General features: G+C 43.3%; 20 protein-coding genes and 1 other annotated feature. Of the genes, 19 read left to right on the forward strand and 1 reads right to left on the reverse strand.

Annotated elements, in window-relative coordinates:
• The first annotated feature begins 84 nt into the window (after positions 1–84).
• The 10 genes from KQI91_RS11125 (at position 85) to KQI91_RS11170 (ending at position 10,575) form a co-directional block, all read left to right on the forward strand.
• Positions 85–441, forward strand: a complete 357-nt coding sequence (locus tag KQI91_RS11125) for an anti-sigma factor family protein (RefSeq protein ID WP_253288551.1) — start codon at positions 85–87, stop codon at positions 439–441.
• A gap of 22 nt (positions 442–463) precedes the next feature.
• Complete coding sequence (gene polA / locus KQI91_RS11130; RefSeq protein ID WP_216392848.1) at positions 464–3,103, forward strand: DNA polymerase I; 2,640 nt, start codon at positions 464–466, stop codon at positions 3,101–3,103.
• Positions 3,104–3,117: 14 nt separating this feature from the next.
• The gene (coaE, locus tag KQI91_RS11135) at positions 3,118–3,708 is read left to right on the forward strand and encodes a dephospho-CoA kinase (RefSeq protein ID WP_216392849.1); all 591 of its coding nucleotides are present in this window, start codon (positions 3,118–3,120) and stop codon (positions 3,706–3,708) included.
• A complete protein-coding gene (locus KQI91_RS11140; protein ID WP_216392850.1) occupies positions 3,705–4,502 on the forward strand; it encodes an MBL fold metallo-hydrolase in 798 nt (265 codons plus the stop codon). Before coaE ends, KQI91_RS11140 begins: the two co-directional genes overlap by 4 nt.
• 17 nt (positions 4,503–4,519) lie before the next feature.
• A complete protein-coding gene (locus KQI91_RS11145; protein ID WP_216392851.1) occupies positions 4,520–4,792 on the forward strand; it encodes an ACT domain-containing protein in 273 nt (90 codons plus the stop codon).
• Between the two features lie 26 nt (positions 4,793–4,818).
• Positions 4,819–6,183 (forward strand): PFL family protein, encoded by a 1,365-nt coding sequence (locus KQI91_RS11150; RefSeq protein ID WP_216392852.1) that lies wholly within the window; start codon positions 4,819–4,821, stop codon positions 6,181–6,183.
• A 275-nt stretch (positions 6,184–6,458) separates the two neighbouring features.
• On the forward strand, positions 6,459–7,430 hold the full coding sequence (locus KQI91_RS11155) for a hypothetical protein (protein ID WP_216392853.1): 972 nt from the start codon (positions 6,459–6,461) through the stop codon (positions 7,428–7,430).
• A gap of 33 nt (positions 7,431–7,463) precedes the next feature.
• Positions 7,464–7,711: a binding site (T-box leader), on the forward strand.
• 65 nt (positions 7,712–7,776) lie between these two features.
• Positions 7,777–8,802 (forward strand): ABC transporter substrate-binding protein, encoded by a 1,026-nt coding sequence (locus tag KQI91_RS11160; RefSeq protein ID WP_216392854.1) that lies wholly within the window; start codon positions 7,777–7,779, stop codon positions 8,800–8,802.
• A gap of 70 nt (positions 8,803–8,872) precedes the next feature.
• Positions 8,873–9,784 carry an ABC transporter permease subunit gene (locus tag KQI91_RS11165; RefSeq protein ID WP_216393059.1) on the forward strand — a complete coding sequence of 304 codons (912 nt, stop codon included), beginning with the start codon at positions 8,873–8,875 and terminating at the stop codon, positions 9,782–9,784.
• 2 nt (positions 9,785–9,786) lie between these two features.
• Positions 9,787–10,575: an ABC transporter ATP-binding protein gene (locus KQI91_RS11170; RefSeq protein WP_216392855.1), complete on the forward strand. Its 789-nt coding sequence runs from the start codon at positions 9,787–9,789 to the stop codon at positions 10,573–10,575.
• 78 nt (positions 10,576–10,653) lie between these two features.
• Here KQI91_RS11170 and KQI91_RS11175 read toward each other — a convergent pair whose 3' ends face one another.
• Complete coding sequence (locus tag KQI91_RS11175) at positions 10,654–11,952, reverse strand: tRNA(Met) cytidine acetate ligase (RefSeq protein WP_216392856.1); 1,299 nt, start codon at positions 11,950–11,952, stop codon at positions 10,654–10,656.
• Between the two features lie 265 nt (positions 11,953–12,217).
• Between KQI91_RS11175 and pta the strand changes: the two genes are divergently transcribed.
• The 9 genes from pta to rnc all read left to right on the forward strand — a co-directional run bounded on the left by pta (position 12,218) and on the right by rnc (position 21,492).
• Positions 12,218–13,225: a phosphate acetyltransferase gene (pta, locus tag KQI91_RS11180; RefSeq protein ID WP_216392857.1), complete on the forward strand. Its 1,008-nt coding sequence runs from the start codon at positions 12,218–12,220 to the stop codon at positions 13,223–13,225.
• A 42-nt stretch (positions 13,226–13,267) separates the two neighbouring features.
• Positions 13,268–14,458 carry an acetate kinase gene (locus KQI91_RS11185; protein ID WP_216392858.1) on the forward strand — a complete coding sequence of 397 codons (1,191 nt, stop codon included), beginning with the start codon at positions 13,268–13,270 and terminating at the stop codon, positions 14,456–14,458.
• A gap of 70 nt (positions 14,459–14,528) precedes the next feature.
• Positions 14,529–15,407: a ribokinase gene (locus tag KQI91_RS11190; RefSeq protein ID WP_216392859.1), complete on the forward strand. Its 879-nt coding sequence runs from the start codon at positions 14,529–14,531 to the stop codon at positions 15,405–15,407.
• 93 nt (positions 15,408–15,500) lie between these two features.
• A complete protein-coding gene (locus KQI91_RS11195; protein ID WP_216392860.1) occupies positions 15,501–16,028 on the forward strand; it encodes a YceD family protein in 528 nt (175 codons plus the stop codon).
• A gap of 3 nt (positions 16,029–16,031) precedes the next feature.
• Entirely contained in the window at positions 16,032–16,214 is a 183-nt protein-coding gene (gene rpmF / locus KQI91_RS11200; protein WP_005425421.1) for a 50S ribosomal protein L32, read from the forward strand.
• Positions 16,215–16,380: 166 nt separating this feature from the next.
• Entirely contained in the window at positions 16,381–17,730 is a 1,350-nt protein-coding gene (locus KQI91_RS11205; RefSeq protein ID WP_216392861.1) for an MATE family efflux transporter, read from the forward strand.
• Positions 17,731–17,741: 11 nt separating this feature from the next.
• Positions 17,742–19,586 (forward strand): ABC-F family ATP-binding cassette domain-containing protein, encoded by a 1,845-nt coding sequence (locus tag KQI91_RS11210; protein ID WP_216392862.1) that lies wholly within the window; start codon positions 17,742–17,744, stop codon positions 19,584–19,586.
• Positions 19,587–19,734: 148 nt separating this feature from the next.
• Positions 19,735–20,787 carry a phosphate acyltransferase PlsX gene (gene plsX, locus KQI91_RS11215; RefSeq protein ID WP_216392863.1) on the forward strand — a complete coding sequence of 351 codons (1,053 nt, stop codon included), beginning with the start codon at positions 19,735–19,737 and terminating at the stop codon, positions 20,785–20,787.
• Positions 20,788–20,808: 21 nt separating this feature from the next.
• Complete coding sequence (gene rnc, locus KQI91_RS11220; protein ID WP_216392864.1) at positions 20,809–21,492, forward strand: ribonuclease III; 684 nt, start codon at positions 20,809–20,811, stop codon at positions 21,490–21,492.
• Positions 21,493–21,502: the final 10 nt, after the last annotated feature.

Consider the following 21,502-nt stretch of genomic DNA (forward strand, 5'->3'; position numbering starts at 1 on the left):
ATTTCCGACGAAACCTCAGTTGTGATACGCTTCTTTTTGTGCTATACTACAAGGAAATGGGATTTGGCAAAAGGAGGGAGAACATTGTCTGACATTGACTGCAGAATAGCAGAAAGTATGGTTACAAAATACATCAATCACACATTATCGATCAATGAACTGGAAGAATTTCTGGATCATATAGAACATTGTTCTTCCTGTTACGATGAACTTGAGACATATTTTATTGTCCATGAAGCAATTCAGCAGCTTGACGAAAAAGATGATGGTTCGGTTCTGGATTTCCGGGAACTTCTGGAGCAGGATATTCGTCGGACACGCAGACATATCCGTCAGAAACGCTGGCTACATTTTCTGTCGGTGCTTCTTTTTTCAGCAGTGTTGATTGCTGTAGCAGTATTTGCGATATTTCTGGCTATGGAAATAAAACATTTTTTATAAACCGAAACAGGAGGACGTTAATTTGAGTGACAAAATTTTGCTGATAGATGGACACAGTATTTTGAATCGTGCTTTTTATGGGCTCCCGGATCTGACGAATGCAGAGGGAAAACATACAGGGGCAGTTTATGGCTTTCTGAATATTCTTTTTCGTATTCTCGAAGAAGAAAAACCGCAGTATCTGACTGTGGCATTTGACCTGCACGAACCAACTTTTCGTCATAAGATGTTTGAGGCATACAAGGGTACTCGCAAACCGATGCCGGAAGAACTGAGAGAACAGGTGCCGCTGATTAAAGAAATGCTTACGGCAATGGGAATCAAAATTGTTTCCAAAGGCGGTTATGAAGCGGATGATTTGTTGGGTACACTGGCTGTCCGAAGTGAAAAAGCGGGAATGGATGTCACGATTCTGTCAGGTGACCGCGACCTTCTTCAGCTTGCAACAGAAAAAGTTATGATCCGTCTGCCAAAAACATCACGTGGAAAGACAACGATTGAAAATTTTCATGCTGCGGAAGTATTGGAAAAGTATCAGGTAACTCCGCCTCAGATCATTGAACTGAAAGCGCTGATGGGGGACTCAGCAGATAATATCCCGGGAATTCCGGGAGTTGGAGAAAAGACAGCGACCAAAATGATAGTTGCATTTGGTTCAATTGAAAATGCCTATGCGCATCTGGAAGAGATTAAGCCTAATAAAGCTCGTGAATCTCTTCGTGAACATTATGATATGGCAGAGCTTAGCAAGACGCTTGCCACGATTAATACAGACAGTCCGTTAGAATATTCGTATGAAGAAGCAAGACTCGGCAATCTGTATACTCCGGAAGCGTATCAGCTTTGTAAACAGCTTGAATTTAAAAATCTTCTCGGAAGATTTGATTCTTCTGCAGTTCCTGAGAGCGGAGTAGAGACAAATTTCTTTGTCTGCAGTGATTTGAGCGGAGTAGATTCACTGTTTCAAAAAGCATCTGCAAAAGACTATGTTGGTGTGGCTCTTCTTTCTGACAAAGAGGGTGTTTATGGGCTTGGTCTGGCACTTGCAGGTGAAGAAATCTATTATATTCCGGCAGAGGGGCTTCTGACCGGAGAGTATCTGTGCGGAGCACTGAAGGAGCTTGCCGGACGGACGGTTCTCTGTGCACTTGATGTAAAAGTTATGCTGAAATATGTCTGCTTGGAGGATTCCGGACATGTGTTTGATACAGGGGTCGGTGTTTACTTATTGAACCCGTTAAAATCCTCCTATAGTTTTGATGATATTGCAAGGGAATACCTCAACGGAGCCTTATTCCCGACACGTATGGACCTTCTTGGTAAGGAGTCTTTAAAAGCGGCCTGGGAAAAATCTGCGGAGGGACTGATGCCATATGCCTGCTATCTGGCATACACTGCATATGCAACCAGAGAACCAATCGAAAAAGCTTTAAAAGAGGCAGAAATGTGGCCGGTTTATACGGAAATTGAACTTCCGTTGATTTTTACCCTGAATTCCATGGAACAGTGGGGAATCTGTGTGAAAGGTGAGGAACTCAGGGCATATGGGGAAAAGTTGAGAGTCCGTATTGCGGAACTTGAAAAACTGATTTACGAAAAAGCGGGAGAAGAGTTTAATATTAATTCTCCAAAACAGCTGGGTGTGATACTTTTTGAAAAGATGGGAATTTCCGGAGGCAAAAAAACCAAGACAGGTTATTCTACCGCTGCGGATATTCTGGAAAAGCTGGCTCCGGAACAGCCAATAATAAAAGATATTCTGGAATATCGGCAGCTTACAAAACTGAAATCCACTTATGCAGATGGGCTAAGTGCGGTGATTGAGGCTGACGGAAGGATTCATTCAACTTTTAATCAGACGATTACGGCAACTGGACGTATCAGCAGTACGGAACCGAATCTGCAGAATATTCCGGTACGTATGGAACTTGGGCGTCTGATTCGTAAAGTGTTTGTGCCGGAAGATGGATACGTATTTTTGGATGCGGATTATTCCCAGATTGAGCTCCGTGTGCTTGCACATATGTCCGGTGATGAAAAACTGATTCAGGCATACCGTGAGGCAGAAGACATCCACAGGCTGACTGCATCCCAGGTTTTTCATGTGCCATTTGATGAAGTTACTGATCTGCAGCGAAGAAATGCGAAGGCTGTTAACTTCGGAATCGTGTATGGTATCAGTTCGTTTGGGTTGAGTCAGGACTTAAGTATTACGCGCAAGGAGGCAGCAGAATATATCGAAAATTATTTTGAGACATACCCAAAGATCAAAGGCTTTCTTGACGGACTTGTAGAGACAGGAAAAGAAAAAGGGTACGTTTCCACGATGTTTGGACGTCGCAGACCGATTCCGGAGTTGAAATCAGGCAATTTCATGCAACGTTCATTTGGCGAGCGTGTAGCAATGAATTCACCGATCCAGGGTACGGCAGCTGATATCATCAAGATTGCAATGAATCGTGTATACCAGCGCCTGAAACAAGAAGGATTACAGTCCAGGCTGGTCCTTCAGGTTCATGATGAGCTTCTGATCGAAACAAAGAAAGAAGAAGTAGAAATTGTATCACATATTCTTGAAGAAGAAATGAAAGGTGCAGCACATCTCTCGGTAGAACTGGATGTGGATATGCATGAGGGAAAAAGCTGGTACGAAGCAAAATGATGAGGCAGAATTGAATGAAGATTATAGGTATTACCGGTGGTGTAGGAGCCGGCAAAAGTACGGTTCTGGATTATTTAAGTCAGAAACATCATGCTTATGTGATCCAGGCTGACAAAGTAGGACATTTGGTGATGGAACCAGAGGGACTATGTTATGAACAGGTAATTGCATTATTTGGCAGACAAGTGATAAAAGATGACAAAACTATTGACCGCAGGCAGGTTTCTGATGTAGTATTTGGTAATGAGTTAATGCGTCAAAGTCTTGATGACATTATCCATCCCGCTGTTAAAACATATATATTAGATGAAATCAGACATCAGAAAGAGACAGGATGTGATCTTCTGATCGTAGAGGCAGCGCTTCTTCTGGAAGAACACTATGAAGAATTTTGTGATGCAGTCTGGTATATCCATACAGATGCGGAGGTTCGCATTCAACGCTTAATGGATAGCAGGGGATATACGAGGGCAAAAGCGAAGAGCATTATTGCCAGACAGGCTTCTGAAGAATTTTTCAAAGAACATGCAGATTATATGATTATAAATAATGGTGATCTGCAAACGACCTGGAACCAGATAGAAGAGGGGATTAAATTATTATGAGATTTTGCAGTATTGCCAGTGGCAGCAGCGGAAATTGTATATACGTAGGTTCTGATAATACTCACGTGTTGGTTGATGCAGGAATCAGCGGCAAAAAGATGGAGACTGGACTTAACAGTCTGGAACTTACCGGACGTGATCTGGACGGTATTCTGATTACGCATGAGCATTCGGATCACATCAAAGGACTTGGTGTCATTTCAAGAAAATACGGAATTCCTATCTATGCAACAGGTGGAACCGTAGATGCCATGGAACGCACCAATGCGCTTGGTAAGATTCCTGAGGGCATTTTCCATGAGATTCATGAAGATGAACCGTTTATGATTAATGATCTAAAGATAAATCCGTTTACAATTCCACATGATGCAGCTCAGCCGGTTGGTTATCGGCTCGAGCATGGCGGACACGCTGTTGGAATTGCGACAGACCTTGGTAAATACAATGACTATATTATTGAGAATCTTCAGGGCTTAGATGCACTTCTCCTGGAGGCCAATCATGATATCCGTATGCTTCAGGTTGGAAAATATCCATATTATCTGAAACAGAGAATTCTGGGGGACAGAGGACATCTGTCCAACGAAAATGCGGGCAGACTGTTGTGCAGACTTCTGCATGACAATCTCAAGGCAATTTTTCTTGGCCATTTAAGCAGGGAAAATAACTATGAAGAACTGGCCTATGAAACTGTTTGTTCAGAGGTAACACTGGGAGACAACCCTTACAAATCAAAAGATTTCAGAATTCAGGTAGCGAAACGGGACTTTGTGTCGGATGTAGTTACCGTATAACAGAAAGGAAAAAAGTCATGAAAAAAACAATCATTACAGTAGTAGGAAATGATACCGTAGGAATCATTGCAAAAGTATGTACATATCTTGCGGACAACAATGTAAACATTCTGGATATTTCCCAGACTATCGTACAGGGGTATTTTAACATGATGATGGTTGCAGATACCAGTAAATCTGCAAAAGATGCAGCAACACTCTCTAAAGAGCTTTCTGAAATCGGCGATAAGATCGGCGTAGTGATCCGTTGTCAGCACGAAGATATCTTCAATGTAATGCACCGTATTTAAGTATCGTACTGAAAAGGAGAGTTGACATGATCAATATTTTTGAGGTTAATGAGACAAACAAGATGATCGAGCAGGAAAATCTGGATGTGCGTACCATTACCATGGGAATCAGCCTTCTGGACTGTATCGACAGTGATCTGGATACCATGAATGAAAAAATTTACAACAAGATCACAACAAAGGCCAAAGATCTGGTTTCTACAGGTGACAAGATTGCCGCTGAATTTGGTATTCCGGTCGTAAATAAACGAGTTTCCGTAACTCCGATTGCATTGATAGGCGGGGTTGCATGCCACAGCACAGAAGATTTTGTGTCTGTAGCCAAGACTTTGGACAAAGCAGCCAAGACTATTGGGGTTAACTTTATTGGTGGTTATTCTGCTCTTGTAAGCAAAGGAATGACAGCGGCAGAAGAACTTCTGATTCGCTCCATTCCGCAGGCTCTGGCAGTCACAGAACGCGTCTGCAGCTCTGTTAACGTTGGCTCTACCAAGACTGGTATCAATATGGATGCAGTCAAACTGATGGGCGAAATTGTCCTTGAAACAGCAGAAGCATCTAAAGATCAGGATTCTCTTGGCTGTGCCAAACTTGTGGTATTCTGTAATGCACCGGATGATAACCCGTTTATGGCAGGTGCTTTCCACGGAGTTACAGAGGCAGATTGTATCATTAATGTAGGTGTCAGTGGTCCTGGAGTAGTAAAAACAGCTCTGGAGTCTGTTCGTGGGGCTGATTTCCAGACTTTATGTGAGATGATCAAACGTACAGCGTTTAAAGTTACACGTGTAGGACAGCTGGTAGCACAGGAAGCTTCCAAACGTCTCAATGTTCCATTTGGAATCGTTGACCTTTCTCTTGCACCGACTCCTGCAATTGGCGACAGTGTAGCGGAGATTCTGGAAGAAATCGGACTTGAAAGGGTAGGAGCTCCTGGAACAACAGCAGCCCTTGCACTTCTGAACGATCAGGTCAAAAAAGGCGGTGTCATGGCAGCTCAGGCAGTTGGTGGCTTAAGCGGTGCATTTATTCCGGTCAGTGAGGATCAGGGAATGATTGATTCTGTAAATCTTGGTGCTCTGACACTTGAAAAACTGGAAGCAATGACTTGTGTATGCTCGGTAGGCCTTGACATGATTGCCATTCCTGGTGATACGAAGGCTTCCACGATCGCTGGAATCATTGCAGATGAGTCTGCAATCGGTATGATCAATCAGAAAACAACTGCTGTCAGACTGATTCCTGTAATCGGTAAAGGAGTAGGAGAGACGGTAGAGTTTGGAGGGCTTCTTGGATATGCACCGATTATGCCGGTAAATCAGTTCTCCTGTGATGCGTTTGTAGAGCGTGGTGGGCGTATCCCGGCACCAATTCACAGTTTTAAGAACTGATGAGCTGTTGTTCTATAATGAGAAAATCAGACTTCTGATATCAGGAAATCAATGTCAAAACAGGGATTTGCTAATTTTCCCCGGAGAAGTTATTCTTCGGGGATTTTTACGTGTATTTCTGCTTGTTGCCAATTTTTTTCTGTGTGTCTGTGTAATAAAAGAATAAAATGGTTGAAATCATTGAAAATGCTTTATTTAACATGATAATTATGCTATAACATATTATATGATAAAACAGAAAAAATATGTTATATTAATGATTGGAAGGCGATCAAATGGATTTACAGGAAAAAATATATATAGAAAAAGCTCTGGGGATTTCAGTTCAATATCATCACTGGAAAGGAGAACTGGAACTGCCGTATTATATCACCGAGCGTTACGATATGCGCCTTGTTGAGCTTGCCCGTATTCGTTGTATTTTTCTGTGGCCAAGAGAAAAACTGAATCAGATCGGCTCCCTCAAAAAACAGATTCGACGTATCCAGATGGAAGAAGCACTTCCGGTTGTATTTGTATTTAAAACGATGGATCGTTATCATAGGCAGGCTTTTATTGCTGCTCAGATTCCCTTTGTGGTGGCAGATAATCAGATGTATCTTCCGTTTATGGGAATGTATCTGCAGGAAAAATATATCACGGAAATGAAAGCTTGTTACACGTTACAGCCCTTTACACAACTACTACTCTTCTACTGGTACTATCGGCAGAAAAAATGTATTTATATGAATGAAGCGGTCAAAGCACTGGGGTGTTCGGCAATGACCGTGACCAGATCATTTCGCCAGTTGGAACAGACTGGAATGTTTGAAACAGGTAAGAATGGTGTACAAAAATACCTCGAAGGAAAAGAAGCACCAGATGTGGTTCTGGAGAATCTGGAAGATCAGTTGAGTTCTCCTGTTTCTGAAATTATATATTTGAACGAGGCAGAACTGAAAAAGCAGATTCCATCGGAACAGAGATTTGTATCCGGCAGTTCAGCACTTGTCAGAATGGGAATAGAAACAGAAGAAAAAATATCCTGCTATGCAGTAAATAAAAAATCATTTCCACTTTCGGGCAGCAGAGAACTTCTTGATGCAACTTTACAGGCTAAAGTAGAATTATGGAAATATGATCCATCCATATTGGATGAAAGCGGATTGGTTGATCCGCTTTCTCTGGCCCTGTGCCTGAATAGGCCACTGATGCAATTTGTCAGAAATATTCCGAAATCCAAGCATGAGTTTCAAAAAAATGATTGACAGCAATAGTTTTCTGTGGTAAAGTATGAAACAGAAAAACCGATGAGGAAGAAGAGTAAATGATCCTGAATCATTCCAGAGAGCAGGTGTTGGTGGAAGCCTGTATGAAACAGATTATTGAATGGCCTTCCGAGGGCAGCCCGAAATTTTAATCTGAAGAGTAGGCGCTGACGGGAACCGAACCCGTTATCAATCAGGAGTGTATGTTTGTACATGAGAAAGTGGACGATACGTCAATTTGAGTGGTACCGCGATAATAAGAAATTATTACCGTCTCAAGCATAGCTTGGGACGGTTCTTTTTTTCTCATGGCACATAAAATGTAGAAAGAGAGAGGAATAAGACTATGAAAAAAAGAATGTTAGTAATCGCAGCAACAGTGGCAACCAGTATGATGATGGCTTCACCGGTAATGGCGGATGATTTCAAAGTAGGTATCTGCAATTATGTAGATGATGCTTCCCTGAACCAGATCGTAGACAACATCCAGTCCCGCCTTGAAGAGATTGGCGAAGAGAAAGGTATTACTTTTGATGTATCTTATGATAACTGTAATGCAGATGCCAGCGTTATGGAACAGATCATCTCTGATTTCCAGGCTGACAATGTAGATTTGATGGTAGGTGTCGCAACACCAGTTGCAATGCGTATGCAGTCCGCAACAGAAGGAACCGATACACCGGTCGTTTTTTCAGCAGTATCTGACCCGGTTGGATCCGGCCTTGTAGATTCTCTGGAAGCTCCTGGAGCAAACATCACAGGAACCAGTGATTATCTGGACACCTCCTCCATCATGAAACTGATCCAGGCACAGAATCCGGATGTAAAGAAAATCGGCCTTCTCTATGATGTAGGACAGGATTCCTCCACAACAGCGATCCAGGAAGCAAAGGATTATCTGGATGAAGAGGGAATCGAATATGTAGAGCGCACAGGAACTACAACAGACGAAGTTCAGCTCGCAGCAGAAGCACTGATCGCTGATGGTGTAGATGCAGTCTTCACACCAACCGACAATACCATCATGACAGCAGAGCTTTCCATCTATGAGAAATTCATTGAAGCAGGGATCCCGCACTACACAGGAGCTGACTCCTTTGCCCTGAACGGTGCATTTGTAGGATACGGTGTTGACTATGCAAACCTCGGACAGAAGACAGCAGACATGATCGCTGATATCCTGGTAGACGGTGCAAAACCAGAAGAAACAGCAGTTGAGACTTTTGACAACGGTACTGCAACAGTAAACACAGAAACCTGCGAAGCTCTCGGACTTGATTTTGAGACTATCAAAAAAGATTTCGAACCTCTCTGCACACAGGTAAATGAGATTACCACAGCAGAAAGCTTCGACGATGTAGAAGCGAAATAAAGTTACTGTGAATGGAAGGAACAGTAACAAATAAACCCAACTGGAGGAATTCATCGTGACGATTGCAACAATGCTCTCCCTCGGAGAGACTGCCCTGAAGCTCGGACTGATCTGTTCACTGACTGTCCTTGCTCTGTTTCTTAGCTATTCCATGCTGAATGTCTGCGATCTTTCCACTGACGGCTGCTTTACTTTTGGAGCAGCCGTAGGTGCTGTCGTGGCAGTCAGTGGTCATCCGTTTCTTTCCATTCTGGCGGCCATGCTCGCCGGTGTGGGTTCCGGATTTGTGACTGCGATCCTGCAGACGAAGCTTGGTGTTGACAGCCTGCTCGCAGGTATCATCGTAAATACGGCACTTTATTCTGTGAATATTGCGGTGATGGGAGGTTCTTCCCTCATCAATATGAACAGGACCGTGACCGTATTTACTATGATGAAAGATGCGCTTGCAGGTACCCCATTGAAGGGAAGAGAGGATATCCTCATTGCTGCGATCGCGGTGATCCTTGTGATCGTATTTCTGGTATTTTTCCTGAAGACAAGACTTGGCCTTGCGATCCGTGCAACCGGAAATAACTCTGACATGGTCAAATCTTCCTCGATCAACCCGGTGTTCACAACGATCATCGGACTGTGCGTAGCAAACTCCTTTACCGCACTTTCCGGATGTCTTCTGTCCCAGTCACAGAAATCTGTAGATATCAACATCGGACAGGGAATGGTCACGATCGCGCTGGCATCCCTGCTGATCGGAGGTACGATCCTCGGCCGCGGCGGAATCTTTGTAAGAGCCGTAGGAATGGTCCTTGGTTCCTTTATTTTCCGTCTGGTCTATACGATCGCGCTTCGTTTCAACATGCCGGCGTTCATGCTGAAACTCGTATCATCTGTCATCGTTGTCCTTGCAATCTCCGGTCCATATCTTAAGAAACAGTGGCCGCAGATCCGCCGCAGACTGACACACAAAAAAGGAGGCAGATGATCATGTTAAAAATCAGCCATATCTCAAAAACATTTAATCCGGGAACTGTCAATGAGAAAAAAGCAATCACAGATCTTTCGCTCGAACTAAAAAGAGGCGATTTTGCAACGATCATCGGTTCCAATGGAGCAGGAAAATCTACTCTTTTTAATGCAATCTGTGGGGACTTTATGACAGATACGGGTGCAATTGAACTGGATGGAAGGGATATTACTTTCATGCCGCAACATGCACGTGCAAGAGAAATCGGACGTCTTTATCAGGATCCGATGCGCGGAACAGCACCGGGCATGACGATTGAGGAAAATCTTGCTCTTGCAGCAGGCAAGGGCGGCTGGCTCTCCCACACGACCCGCCAGGAAAAAGAGAGATTCCGCGAGGAATTAAAGAAACTTGACATTGGTCTGGAAGAGCGCATGAGCCATCCGGTAGGACTTCTTTCCGGAGGACAGAGACAGGCTCTTACCCTTCTGATGGCGACGATGAACCCGCCGAAGTTACTCCTTCTGGACGAGCACACCGCGGCACTTGACCCGGGAACCGCCGAGAAAGTCCTGAACCTGACAAGACGTATCGTAGAGGAACATCAGCTTACCTGTCTGATGATCACACACAATATGCAGTCAGCAATCGACCTCGGAAACAGGATCCTGATGATGGATTCTGGAAATATCGTGCTTGATATCGGAGGAGAAGAAAAGAAAAATATGACTGTAGATGGTCTGCTTGAGAAATTCAGGACAGGAGCCGGCAAGGCTCTCGATAATGACCGTATTCTTCTGTCGGAATAAAAAATAAAAACCATCACTGATAAAGGAAATCTGTATGATTGCAGGACTCCAAAATCAGTGGTGGTTTTTTGCTGGTATCTATAGAATGATAAGCTGTTTCTGATATTCATGGATAAATTTTTTATCACTTTTCTGGCAAAGCAGTTTTTCGTAGAGATTGGAAGCGAAGGTTGTTTCGGCGAGCAGCTTCTGGCTGGTTTCATCGACGAGACTGTCTGTGTCTGCGAGCTTGGTGAGAAGCGAGATTGAACTGCTGCGTTTGATTTCTTTCAGCAGTGAGCTGCTTTCTCTGCGAAAGCCAAGGACACGGGCGTAGGGGACGGCAGATGGTACTTCCCGGATATCAAGGATGATATGGAGCAGCGCGCGCTGGATCCTGGTCTGGGTAAGTTCCCTCGTCTTGAGGAGAGAAGCGGCCTGGAGAAAACCATTGATCTCATTTGAGCGGTTCACGATCCTCTCAGCGAGATCTCTGGAGACATCCAGATAATTACAAAAGCTGTCTGCATTTCCTTTCAATATGCAATAAGAAAGAAGAGGATCCAGGGCATTTTCTGCCAGATATTCATTCTTCTGGAGAGAAGATGCAAGGAGCGAGCTGGCTTCATCTGGAACCTGCCTGGCGATCCGGGAAATCATTTCTGATGTGAGAACGGATGCGGAGTTCAGAAGTTCGCGAATCGCAGAAGCAGAAGCGAAAGGAACAGGATCGGCAGAAGCAGCCGCAGCCGGAAGTGTTTCGTGATATCCCATTCCCCGGCGTTTCAGGGTGACTGGCTTTATATTACTTTCAAGTCGCAGAAGTGCCTTACAGTATTCGATTCCAAGAATGTTGTTTGGAGAACCTAAGATCTGTGTGATCTGATTCAGAAGTGGAGTCAGATCACCATCAAAATCATCCCCTGTAAAATTACGGGGATTTTTGAAATATTCCATCAGCGCCTGACTTCTGGCCACAGGAAAAGACCGTCCACTACTCAGAAATCCTTTCAGAAGCCGACGGTATTCTTCTGGTTCCTTTACGAGAATTTCCGCAAGTTCCTGCAAGGCAGAAACGTCACCGTATTCACTTCCAAAACAGAGTTCATCCACAACATGCAATTCATTCAGTGTGGAAACCCCTCCCATGGCAAAGGCTTCCGCACTGGCGGTGCTCACAGATGCCGGCATCTCAAGTACGAGATCAGCACCACATCGAAGTGCCATCTCAGCCCGCGCATGCTTTGGAAGAAGTGCCGGTGTACCACGTTGTACGTAATCGCCGCTCATGGCAACGATCACATAATCCGAATGCAGTTCTTTTTTACAGTAATCAATCTGGTATTTATGCCCCCTGTGAAACGGATTATATTCCGCAATGATACCGGTTACTTTCATAAACAAATCCTTTCTGCCTGTGACAAAAGTTATCTGGTTTTCCTATTGTAGCATAAAAGATAATCACAGGATAGATGTTTTACTTTTAAACTTTTGTGATCCTGCCCGGATTGCACGTCAAAAAATACCGCTCTTTGGAAGAATCTGCATGTCAACTACTTGAAATGCACAAAATCTGGGGGTATAATGAATCTAGCTGTGAGGTCATGTTTCAGACACTCACACGGTCATATGACCGAAATAACGAAAGGAGCCATTTATAATCATGGGATTTGTTGATTTACTCAAAGAAAGAGCAAAAAAAAGCATCAAAACTATCGTACTGCCAGAGACTGAGGATATGAGAACTATCGAGGCAACAGATAAGATTCTGAAAGAGGGAGTTGCCAAGATTATCCTCATCGGTAACGAAGAAGAAATCAATAAGAAAGCTGCAGAAGGCGGATTTGATATCTCCGGAGCAACAATCGTTGATCCTGAGACATCTGACAGAACTCAGGCATACATTGATAAATTTGTAGAACTGAGAGCTAAGAAAGGTATGACACCTGAAAAAGCAAAAGAAATCCTTCATACTCAGTACCCATACTATGGTGTAATGATGGTAAAAATGGGTGATGCAGACGGTATGGTATCCGGTGCATGCCACTCTACAGCAGACACACTTCGTCCGTGTCTTCAGATTCTGAAAACAAAACCGGGAACAAAACTTGTATCTGCATTCTTCCTGATCGTAGTTCCGGACTGCGAATACGGTGCAAACGGAGCATTTGTATTTGCTGACTCTGGTCTGAACCAGAACCCGACTCCGGAAGAACTTTCTGCAATCGCAGCATCTTCAGCAGAATCCTTCCAGCTTCTTGTTGAAGAAGAGCCAATCGTTGCTATGCTTTCACACTCCACAAAGGGAAGTGCAAAACATGCAGACGTAGACAAGATGGTAGAAGCTACAAGAATCGCAAAAGAAGAACATCCGGAACTCAAACTGGACGGAGAATTCCAGCTTGATGCAGCAATCGTACCAAGTGTTGGTGCATCCAAAGCTCCGGGAAGTGAAGTTGCCGGTAAAGCAAACGTTCTTGTATTCCCTGACCTTGATGCAGGAAACATCGGATACAAACTTGCTCAGCGCCTTGGAAAAGCAGAAGCATACGGACCTGTTACACAGGGTATCGCAAAACCGGTCAACGACCTCTCAAGAGGATGCTCTGCAGATGATATCGTTGGTGTTGTTGCAATCACAGCTGTACAGTGCCAGGCTGAAGACAAATAAGAATTACATATTTTGAAACTTATTGAATAGGAGAATATTAAGATGAATGTATTGGTAATTAACTGCGGAAGTTCCTCTCTGAAATATCAGCTCATCAACTCTGATACAGAGTATGTTCTGGCAAAGGGTCTTTGCGAAAGAATCGGAATCGACGGAAGACTGGTTTATCAGAAAGCCGGCCTTGATAAAGAAATCACAGAATGTGCAATGCCTACTCATAAAGAAGCAATCCAGTTCGTACTGGACGCTCTGACAAATGATAAAACAGGCGCAATCAAGAGCCTGAAAGAAGTAGATGCAATCGGACATCGTGTTGTACACGGTGGTGAAAAATTTGCAGCTTCTGCAGTGATCACTGATGAAATGATCGCAGCAGTAAAAGAATGCAACGATCTTGCACCACTTCACAACCCGGCAAACCTGATCGGTATCGACGTTTGCTCTGAGCTTATGCCAGGTGTACCGCAGGTTGGTGTATTTGATACAGCTTTCCATCAGACAATGCCTGCAAAAGCATATCTGTACGGACTTCCGATCGAATATTACAAGAAATATAAAGTAAGAAGATATGGTTTCCACGGAACCTCTCACAGCTTCGTATCCAAACGTGCTGTTGAATTCCTCGGACTGGACAAAGATAACTCAAAAGTTATCGTTTGCCACCTTGGAAACGGATCTTCCATCAGTGCTGTTCAGAACGGCAAATGTGTAGATACAACTATGGGTCTTACACCACTTGAAGGTGTTGTTATGGGAACACGTTCCGGTAACATCGATCCGGCAATCGTTGAATATATTGCAAAGAAAGAAAATCTTGATATTACAGGTGTTATGAATGTCCTGAATAAGAAGTCCGGTCTTCAGGGTATGTCCGGTGTCGGCAGCGACATGCGTGACATCAGAGCTGCTATTGCAGATGGAAACGAAGATGCTAAGAATGCTTATGATGTGCTTTGCTATGGTATCGCTAAATTTGTCGGCGGTTATGTAGCAGCCATGAATGGTGTAGACGCAATCGTATTTACAGCTGGTATCGGTGAAAACGTAGGTCAGCTTCGTAAAGATGTCTGCAGTTATTTCGGATATCTTGGTGTTGAAATCGATGACAAAGCAAATGATACATTTAGCGAAGAGATCGTTATCTCTACTCCGAACTCTAAAGTTAAAGTTGCAGTTATTCCGACAAACGAGGAACTTGCAATCTGCAGAGATACAGTAGCACTGGTTAAATAATCAGCCATAAAACAAATTCGAAGGGGGCTTGCCGTCGGCAGGTCCTTTTCGTACTTTAAGAGGTACGCATATGAAAGTATTAAATTTTGGTTCTCTTAATCTGGATTATGTATATCAGGTGGAATCTATTCTGATTCCGGGAGAAACACAGGCATCAAAGAGCAGACAGACCTTTTGTGGCGGTAAAGGCCTGAACCAGTCAATTGCACTGGCGAAGGCCGGGATTCCTGTATACCACGCCGGACTGATTGGAGAGGGCGGGGAACCGCTTCTTGAGGTATGTAAGGAAAATGGCGTAAATACAGAGTTTATCCGGCAGATTTCCGGACCATGCGGACATACGGTCATTCAGGTTGATCAGAATGGTCAGAATTGTATCCTTCTTTTTGGAGGTTCCAACAGAAGCATGACGAAAGAATTTGTGGATTCGGTACTGGATTCTTTTGATGAGGGAGATATTATCCTTCTGCAGAATGAGATCAATGAACTGGATTATATCATTGATCGTGCATATGAAAAACATATGATGATCATTCTGAATCCTTCTCCGTTTGACAGTGCACTGCAAAAATGTGATCTGTCGAAGATCAGCCTGTTTTTGATGAATGAGATTGAAGGCTTCCAGATTACAGGAGAAAAGGACCCGGACAAAATCCTCGCGAAGGTAAAAGAACTTTATCCAAAGGCAAAAGTGGTCCTGACGCTTGGGGGAGATGGCTCCGTATATCAGGATGAAACAGGAATCTACCGACAGGGAATCTTCAAAGTAAAAGCAGTTGACACAACGGCAGCGGGGGATACGTTTACCGGATATTTTATTTCTTCCATCATTGATGGCATGCCTGTTCAGAAAGGTTTGGAGCTTGCGGCAAAAGCATCTGCAATTGCGGTTTCCAGACCGGGAGCAACCGCATCCATTCCGCTTCGCAGTGAAGTAGTAATGGAATAAAGCAACGGAAAAATATAGAAATAAAAGTAAAAATATCGTTGACAAATGGAGGCCTCCTATGTATAATTGGTAAAGTGTGAATAGGAGAGAACTATGCAGATTCATTTATCAGATATTACAGACAGCGAAGGTAAAGTTATACAGCTTCATCCGGAATTGGAATTAAATGAGATTTCATTTCAGATGGGAAATTATCCGATTTTGGATAAAGTTCCTGTAGAATTGAAGATTACTAATACTGGTAACAAGGTTCTGGAACTGACAGGAAACGGCAGTGTGACCGTCGGAATTCCATGTGACCGTTGTCTGGAAGAGGTATCCGTTGAGATTCCTTATGTAATTGATCGAAAACTGGATATGAAACAGTCTGATAAAGACCGAGTTGAGAATCTGGATGAGAATGACTATCTCACTGGTATGGACCTGGATGTGGACCGGTTGGTCTATCTTGAGGTACTGATGAACTGGCCTTTGAAAGTTCTTTGTAAAGAAGACTGCAAAGGAATCTGCAGCCAGTGTGGAAAGAATCTGAATGAAGGTCCCTGCGGTTGTATTGAAGAACCGAAGGATCCACGTATGGCAGCCATCAGTGATATATTTAGTAAATTTAAGGAGGTGTAACCTATGTCCATATGTCCAAAGAACAAATCATCTAAAGCTAGACGTGATAAAAGACGTGCAAACTGGAAAATGAGTGCTCCGAACCTGGTAAAATGCAGCAAATGCGGCGCCCTGATGATGCCTCACAGAGTTTGTAAAGAATGCGGAAGCTACAACAAGAAAGAAATCGTGAAAGTTGAAGACTAATCACAACGTATGAGAAACAGAATCCTGTATCAGGGTTCTGTTTTTTGTTTTATTATAAAACATCAGCTGCGAACAGTTGCTCTTTATGCTCGTTGCTTTTCTGACATTCCTCTGTTATACTTGTACAGATGAGGAGTTACGATTTCATGTATTATGGAGGAAAATTATGGAACAGAAGAATCAGATCACAGAAGGTGTGATCTGGAAACAACTTTTAATATTCTTTTTTCCGATTGTTATAGGTACTTTTTTTCAACAGGTATATAACACGGCCGACAGTATTGTTGTCGGTCGTTTTGTAGGTAAAGAGGCACTGGCAGCCGTCGGAGGATCGGTAAATCAGATTGTAAACCTGGTCGTGGAGGTTTTTGTCGGTCTGACATCCGGTGCATCCGTAATCGTAGCACAGTTTTATGGCGCAAAAGATAAGAAAAATTTAAACAGAACACTCCACACTTCCTATGCATTCGGTATTGTGACCGGTTTCGTGGTAGGTGTGATCGGACTTTTAGTCACAAATACTGTTCTTGAACTTATGAAGACCCCGCAAGAACTGATGGCTGATTCGAGACTATATCTTCATATTTATTTTTGCGGAATGATTTTTAATATTATATATAATATGGGGGCATCTATCCTTCGGGCTGTTGGAGATTCCAGAAGACCACTGTACGTTTTGATGGTTACGTGTGGGCTGAATATTGTCTTTGATATCCTGCTTGTAGTGATCTTTAAGCTGGGAGTCATGGGTGTGGCACTGGCAACAGTGAGCTGTCAGGGGATAAGTTCTATACTGGTTACAGCAATGTTAATGAAAAAACATCCTTTGTTCCAGTTAAAACTCAGAGAGATACGCTTCTACAGAGTTTCTCTTAATTCGGTTCTCCGGATTGGGATTCCGGCAGCACTGGAAGCGACTATGTATACCATTGCAAATCTGATTATTCAGGTGTTTGTAAATGAGTTGGGAACTGATACCGTGGCCGCCTGGGGAACGTTTGCCAAGATTGATGCGGTATACTGGATGGTTGTAAATGCTTTTGGTATTTCGATTACGACTTTTGTCGGACAGAATTATGGGGCAGGGAAAGTAAAACGTATGAGAAAGAGTGTGGGCGTCTGTCTGATAATGGCTTATGCAGGAGCTATTCTGGTAAGTGCCACACTTTACGTCCTGGCAGAACCGCTGTACAGGCTGTTTACAACAGATACAAATGTTGTCCGGATCGGTGCTGACATGATGCATTTCCTGCTTCCTTCATATTTCATGTATGTTGTGATCGGAATATTATCCGGAGCTTTGAGAGGTGCGGGAAGAGTATTGGTACCAATGATCCTGACATGCGGCGGCGTCTGTCTGATTCGAATTGTATGGATGTTTGGTGTATTCCCAGTGTATTCCAGCATTGAGACAATTATGCTGAGTTATCCGGTATCGTGGGGAATTACGGCAGTTTTATTTATTATATATTACTTCAGAAAATTTCCTAAGGCTGAAGAACACATTTTACAGTAAGGAGTATATAAATGAACGTATTGAATCTGGAACATATCAGCAAAACTTATGGCGAAAAAGTAATCTTTGACGATATCTCCTGTGGTATCCACCAGGGAGACAAAATTGGTATCATTGGTATTAATGGAACCGGGAAGACCACTTTTCTCAGGATCCTTGCAGGACTTGAGGAAGCTGACGAGGGACAGGTGATCACACAGAATGGACTTCGTATTACCTATCTTCCTCAGCATCCGGAATTTCCGAAAGGATCTACCATTCTTTCTTATGTAACACAGGGACAAAAAGAGCAGAGCTGGAATCCGGAGACGGAAGCGCATATGGTACTCAATAAACTTGGTATCGAAGATCATGAAGAAGAAATCGAACATCTTTCCGGTGGACAGAAAAAACGTGTGGCTCTTGCCGCTGTTCTTGTTAATCCGACAGATGTTCTGATCCTGGATGAACCTACCAACCATCTGGACAATGAGATGGCATCCTGGTTAGAAGACTATCTGAACCGATTTAAAGGTGTTGTGATCATGGTAACACATGACCGTTATTTTCTGGATCGTGTTACAAATAAAATTCTGGAGATCAGCCATGGCAAAATCTACAGCTATGAAGCAAAATATTCAGATTTCCTTGAAATGAAAGCACAGCGTGAAGAGATGGAAATGGCATCGGAACGCAAAAAACAGAGCATTCTTCGTATGGAGATCGAATGGGCAAAACGTGGCTGCCGTGCAAGAAGCACAAAGCAGAGAGCACGACTTGACCGTCTGGAAGCTATGAAAAATTCCACAGCACCTGTACGTGACAAAAATGTGGAAATTGATTCTGTAGAGACCCGAATGGGAAAGAAGACGATCGAACTGCACCACATTTCCAAACGTTTTGATGATCGGGTATGTATCCGTGATTTTGATTACATCGTTCTGAAAAACCAGCGTCTGGGCATTATTGGCCCGAATGGCTGCGGTAAATCCACACTGCTCAAGATCATTGCCGGAATTCTGGAACCAGACAGTGGAAGTGTGGAGATTGGAGATACGATTAAGATCGGTTATTTTTCTCAGGAAATCGAAGATATGAACTCCGGTCAGAGAGTGATCGATTATATTAAAGATGTAGCTGAGTTTATCCCTACCAGAGATGGACTGATCAGTGCATCGAAACTTCTGGAACAGTTTTTGTTTGATCCTGCAATGCAGTATGCACCGATTGAAAAGCTTTCCGGTGGTGAGAAAAAGCGTCTGTATCTTCTGAAAGTGCTTGCAGCTGCACCGAATGTACTTCTTCTGGATGAGATCACCAATGATATTGATATTCCAACCCTGACAATTCTGGAAGACTATCTGGATTCTTTTGCAGGTATTGTTATTGCGGTTTCTCATGACCGCTATTTTCTGGACAATCTGGCTGATCGGATCTTTGAATTTGACAGGGAGGGAAATCTGACTCAATATGAAGGTGGCTACACGGATTATCTCGAAGCTAAGAAGCGTCGGGAGGGTATGAGTACGGATGAAGCAGTGAATGCAAAGACTTCTTTTGCCGGAAAGAACATGCCAGAAGAAATTCAGGAAGAGAAGGCTTCGGTAAAGACATGGAAACAGAACCGTTCTTCAAAGCTGAAATTCAGTTATAAAGAACAACGAGAATACGATACCATTGATGATGATATTGCGGCACTGGAAGCAAAAATCGAAAAACTGGATGCTGATATCATGGCCAATGCGACAAATTCCGGTAAATTAAATGAGCTGACTCAGGAAAAAGCGGAAGCAGAAGCACAATTGGAAGAGAAGATGGATCGATGGGTCTATCTGAATGACCTTGCCGAGCAGATTGAGGCACAAAACAAAAATTAAAAGATTCTGCAGGAATACTATGCAGAAAACCCATATGGATTTGCACTGTTTTTATTGATTTTCATCGATTTCTTTAGTATGATAAAGTTTGAATCTTCATAAATTAAAAAACAATTTTTCAGATAAACAGAAAACAGGAGGAAAAATAATGGCAGAAATAGTAAGAGTTGTTGTAGATGCCATGGGTGGCGACCTTGCACCGGTGGAACCTGTAAAAGCAGCGGTAGAAGCCGTAAAAGAAAGAAAAGATATCATAGTTATCCTTACCGGGCAGGAAGAAGTGATCCGTACAGAACTTCGGAAATATCCGGATTATCCTGCAGACAGAATCCAGGTGGTAAATGCAACAGAAGTCATCGAAACAGCAGAACCTCCTGTATTTGCCATACGAAAGAAAAAGGATTCTTCGATTGTAGTGGGACTCAAAATGGTAAAAGAAAAAAAGGCAGATGCTTTTGTTTCTTCTGGAAGCACCGGCGCTGTACTGGTTGGCGGTCAGGTGCTTGTCGGCAGAAGTAAAGGTGTGGAGCGTCCGCCTCTGGCACCACTGATCCCGACTGCAAAGGGCGTTTCTCTCTTGATTGACTGTGGCGCCAATGTAGATGCAAGACCATCCCATCTGGTACAGTTTGCAAAAATGGGTTCTATTTATATGGAACATGTAGTAGGTGTTAAGAATCCGCGAGTGGCAATCGTTAATAATGGCGCTGAAGAAGAAAAAGGAAATGCACTGGTCAAAGAAACATTTCCGCTTCTCAAAGAAATTGAGGGAATTAATTTTATCGGAAGTATTGAGGCAAGAGATATTCCGGCCGGTTATGCGGATGTTATCGTCTGCGAGGCTTTTGTGGGAAATGTCATTCTCAAATTATATGAAGGTGTCAGCTCTGAACTGATCCACAAAATAAAAGAAGGAATGATGAGTACCCTGAAAAGCAAAATTGGCGCACTTCTTGTAAAGCCGGCACTGAAACAGACACTTAAGAGCTTTGATGCTACAGAATATGGCGGTGCCCCGCTTCTCGGTCTCAAGGGCCTGGTAGTCAAAACACATGGCAGTGCCAAATCGGTAGAGATCCGTCATGCAATTTTCCAGTGTGTTCAGTTTAAACAGCAGCAGATCAATGAAAAGATTGCAGAAAAGCTCCAACCGGTAGAGACTGAAATTTCTAAAGACAACGAACAGAAAAAAGAAAACTAAAAAGATAAAGAAGGAATAATCATGGAACAGAACATGGAACAATTAGAACAGATCATCGGATACGACTTTCAGAATAAAAGTCTGCTGAAGCAGGCTCTGACACACAGCTCTTATGCAAACGAGAAGAAACTCGGCAAACTTGGCTGTAATGAGCGGCTGGAATTTCTGGGAGATGCTGTTCTGGAACTGATCAGCAGTGATTTCCTTTATGCAAAATTCACACAGATTCCAGAAGGTGAACTGACCAAGAAGCGTGCCAGTCTGGTATGCGAGCCAAGTCTTGCCTACTGTGCAAGACAGTTTGGACTCCCGCAGTATCTGCTCCTTGGCAAAGGCGAAAATATGACAGGTGGACGTAATCGCGATTCTATCGTATCTGATGCAACAGAAGCTCTTCTGGGGGCAATCTACCTGGACGGTGGTTTTGCTAACGCAAAGGATTTCGTACTGAAATTTATCTTAAATGATATAGAACACAAACAGCTCTTTTATGATAGCAAGACCATCCTGCAGGAACTGGTTCAGGAAAAAGGAATTCAGCCGGTAGAATATATTCTGACTGATGAGACAGGACCGGATCATGACAAGCAGTTTACTGTGAATGTACAGGTCAACGGACAGGTTGTCGGAAGTGGTACCGGTCATACAAAAAAAGCAGCTGAGCAGGCAGCTGCATATCAGGCGATTCAGGAAAAGAAATTCTGAAGGATGAGCA

Origin of the sequence: Blautia sp. MSJ-19 (assembly GCF_018918125.1) — a bacterium.
Taxonomy (GTDB): Bacteria; Bacillota; Clostridia; order Lachnospirales; family Lachnospiraceae; genus Blautia_A.

Bases quoted from the DNA above. Each gene is read 5' to 3' on its own strand.
- coaE (WP_216392849.1), top strand. From the start codon at position 3,118: ATGAAGATTATAGGTATTACCGGTGGTGTAGGAGCCGGCAAAAGTACG.
- KQI91_RS11140 (WP_216392850.1), top strand. From the start codon at position 3,705: ATGAGATTTTGCAGTATTGCCAGTGGCAGCAGCGGAAATTGTATATAC.
- KQI91_RS11145 (WP_216392851.1), top strand. From the start codon at position 4,520: ATGAAAAAAACAATCATTACAGTAGTAGGAAATGATACCGTAGGAATC.
- KQI91_RS11150 (WP_216392852.1), top strand. From the start codon at position 4,819: ATGATCAATATTTTTGAGGTTAATGAGACAAACAAGATGATCGAGCAG.
- KQI91_RS11155 (WP_216392853.1), top strand. From the start codon at position 6,459: ATGGATTTACAGGAAAAAATATATATAGAAAAAGCTCTGGGGATTTCA.
- KQI91_RS11160 (WP_216392854.1), top strand. From the start codon at position 7,777: ATGAAAAAAAGAATGTTAGTAATCGCAGCAACAGTGGCAACCAGTATG.
- KQI91_RS11165 (WP_216393059.1), top strand. From the start codon at position 8,873: ATGCTCTCCCTCGGAGAGACTGCCCTGAAGCTCGGACTGATCTGTTCA.
- KQI91_RS11170 (WP_216392855.1), top strand. From the start codon at position 9,787: ATGTTAAAAATCAGCCATATCTCAAAAACATTTAATCCGGGAACTGTC.
- KQI91_RS11175 (WP_216392856.1), bottom strand. From the start codon at position 11,952: ATGAAAGTAACCGGTATCATTGCGGAATATAATCCGTTTCACAGGGGG.
- pta (WP_216392857.1), top strand. From the start codon at position 12,218: ATGGGATTTGTTGATTTACTCAAAGAAAGAGCAAAAAAAAGCATCAAA.
- KQI91_RS11185 (WP_216392858.1), top strand. From the start codon at position 13,268: ATGAATGTATTGGTAATTAACTGCGGAAGTTCCTCTCTGAAATATCAG.
- KQI91_RS11190 (WP_216392859.1), top strand. From the start codon at position 14,529: ATGAAAGTATTAAATTTTGGTTCTCTTAATCTGGATTATGTATATCAG.
- KQI91_RS11195 (WP_216392860.1), top strand. From the start codon at position 15,501: ATGCAGATTCATTTATCAGATATTACAGACAGCGAAGGTAAAGTTATA.
- rpmF (WP_005425421.1), top strand. From the start codon at position 16,032: ATGTCCATATGTCCAAAGAACAAATCATCTAAAGCTAGACGTGATAAA.
- KQI91_RS11205 (WP_216392861.1), top strand. From the start codon at position 16,381: ATGGAACAGAAGAATCAGATCACAGAAGGTGTGATCTGGAAACAACTT.
- KQI91_RS11210 (WP_216392862.1), top strand. From the start codon at position 17,742: ATGAACGTATTGAATCTGGAACATATCAGCAAAACTTATGGCGAAAAA.
- plsX (WP_216392863.1), top strand. From the start codon at position 19,735: ATGGCAGAAATAGTAAGAGTTGTTGTAGATGCCATGGGTGGCGACCTT.
- rnc (WP_216392864.1), top strand. From the start codon at position 20,809: ATGGAACAGAACATGGAACAATTAGAACAGATCATCGGATACGACTTT.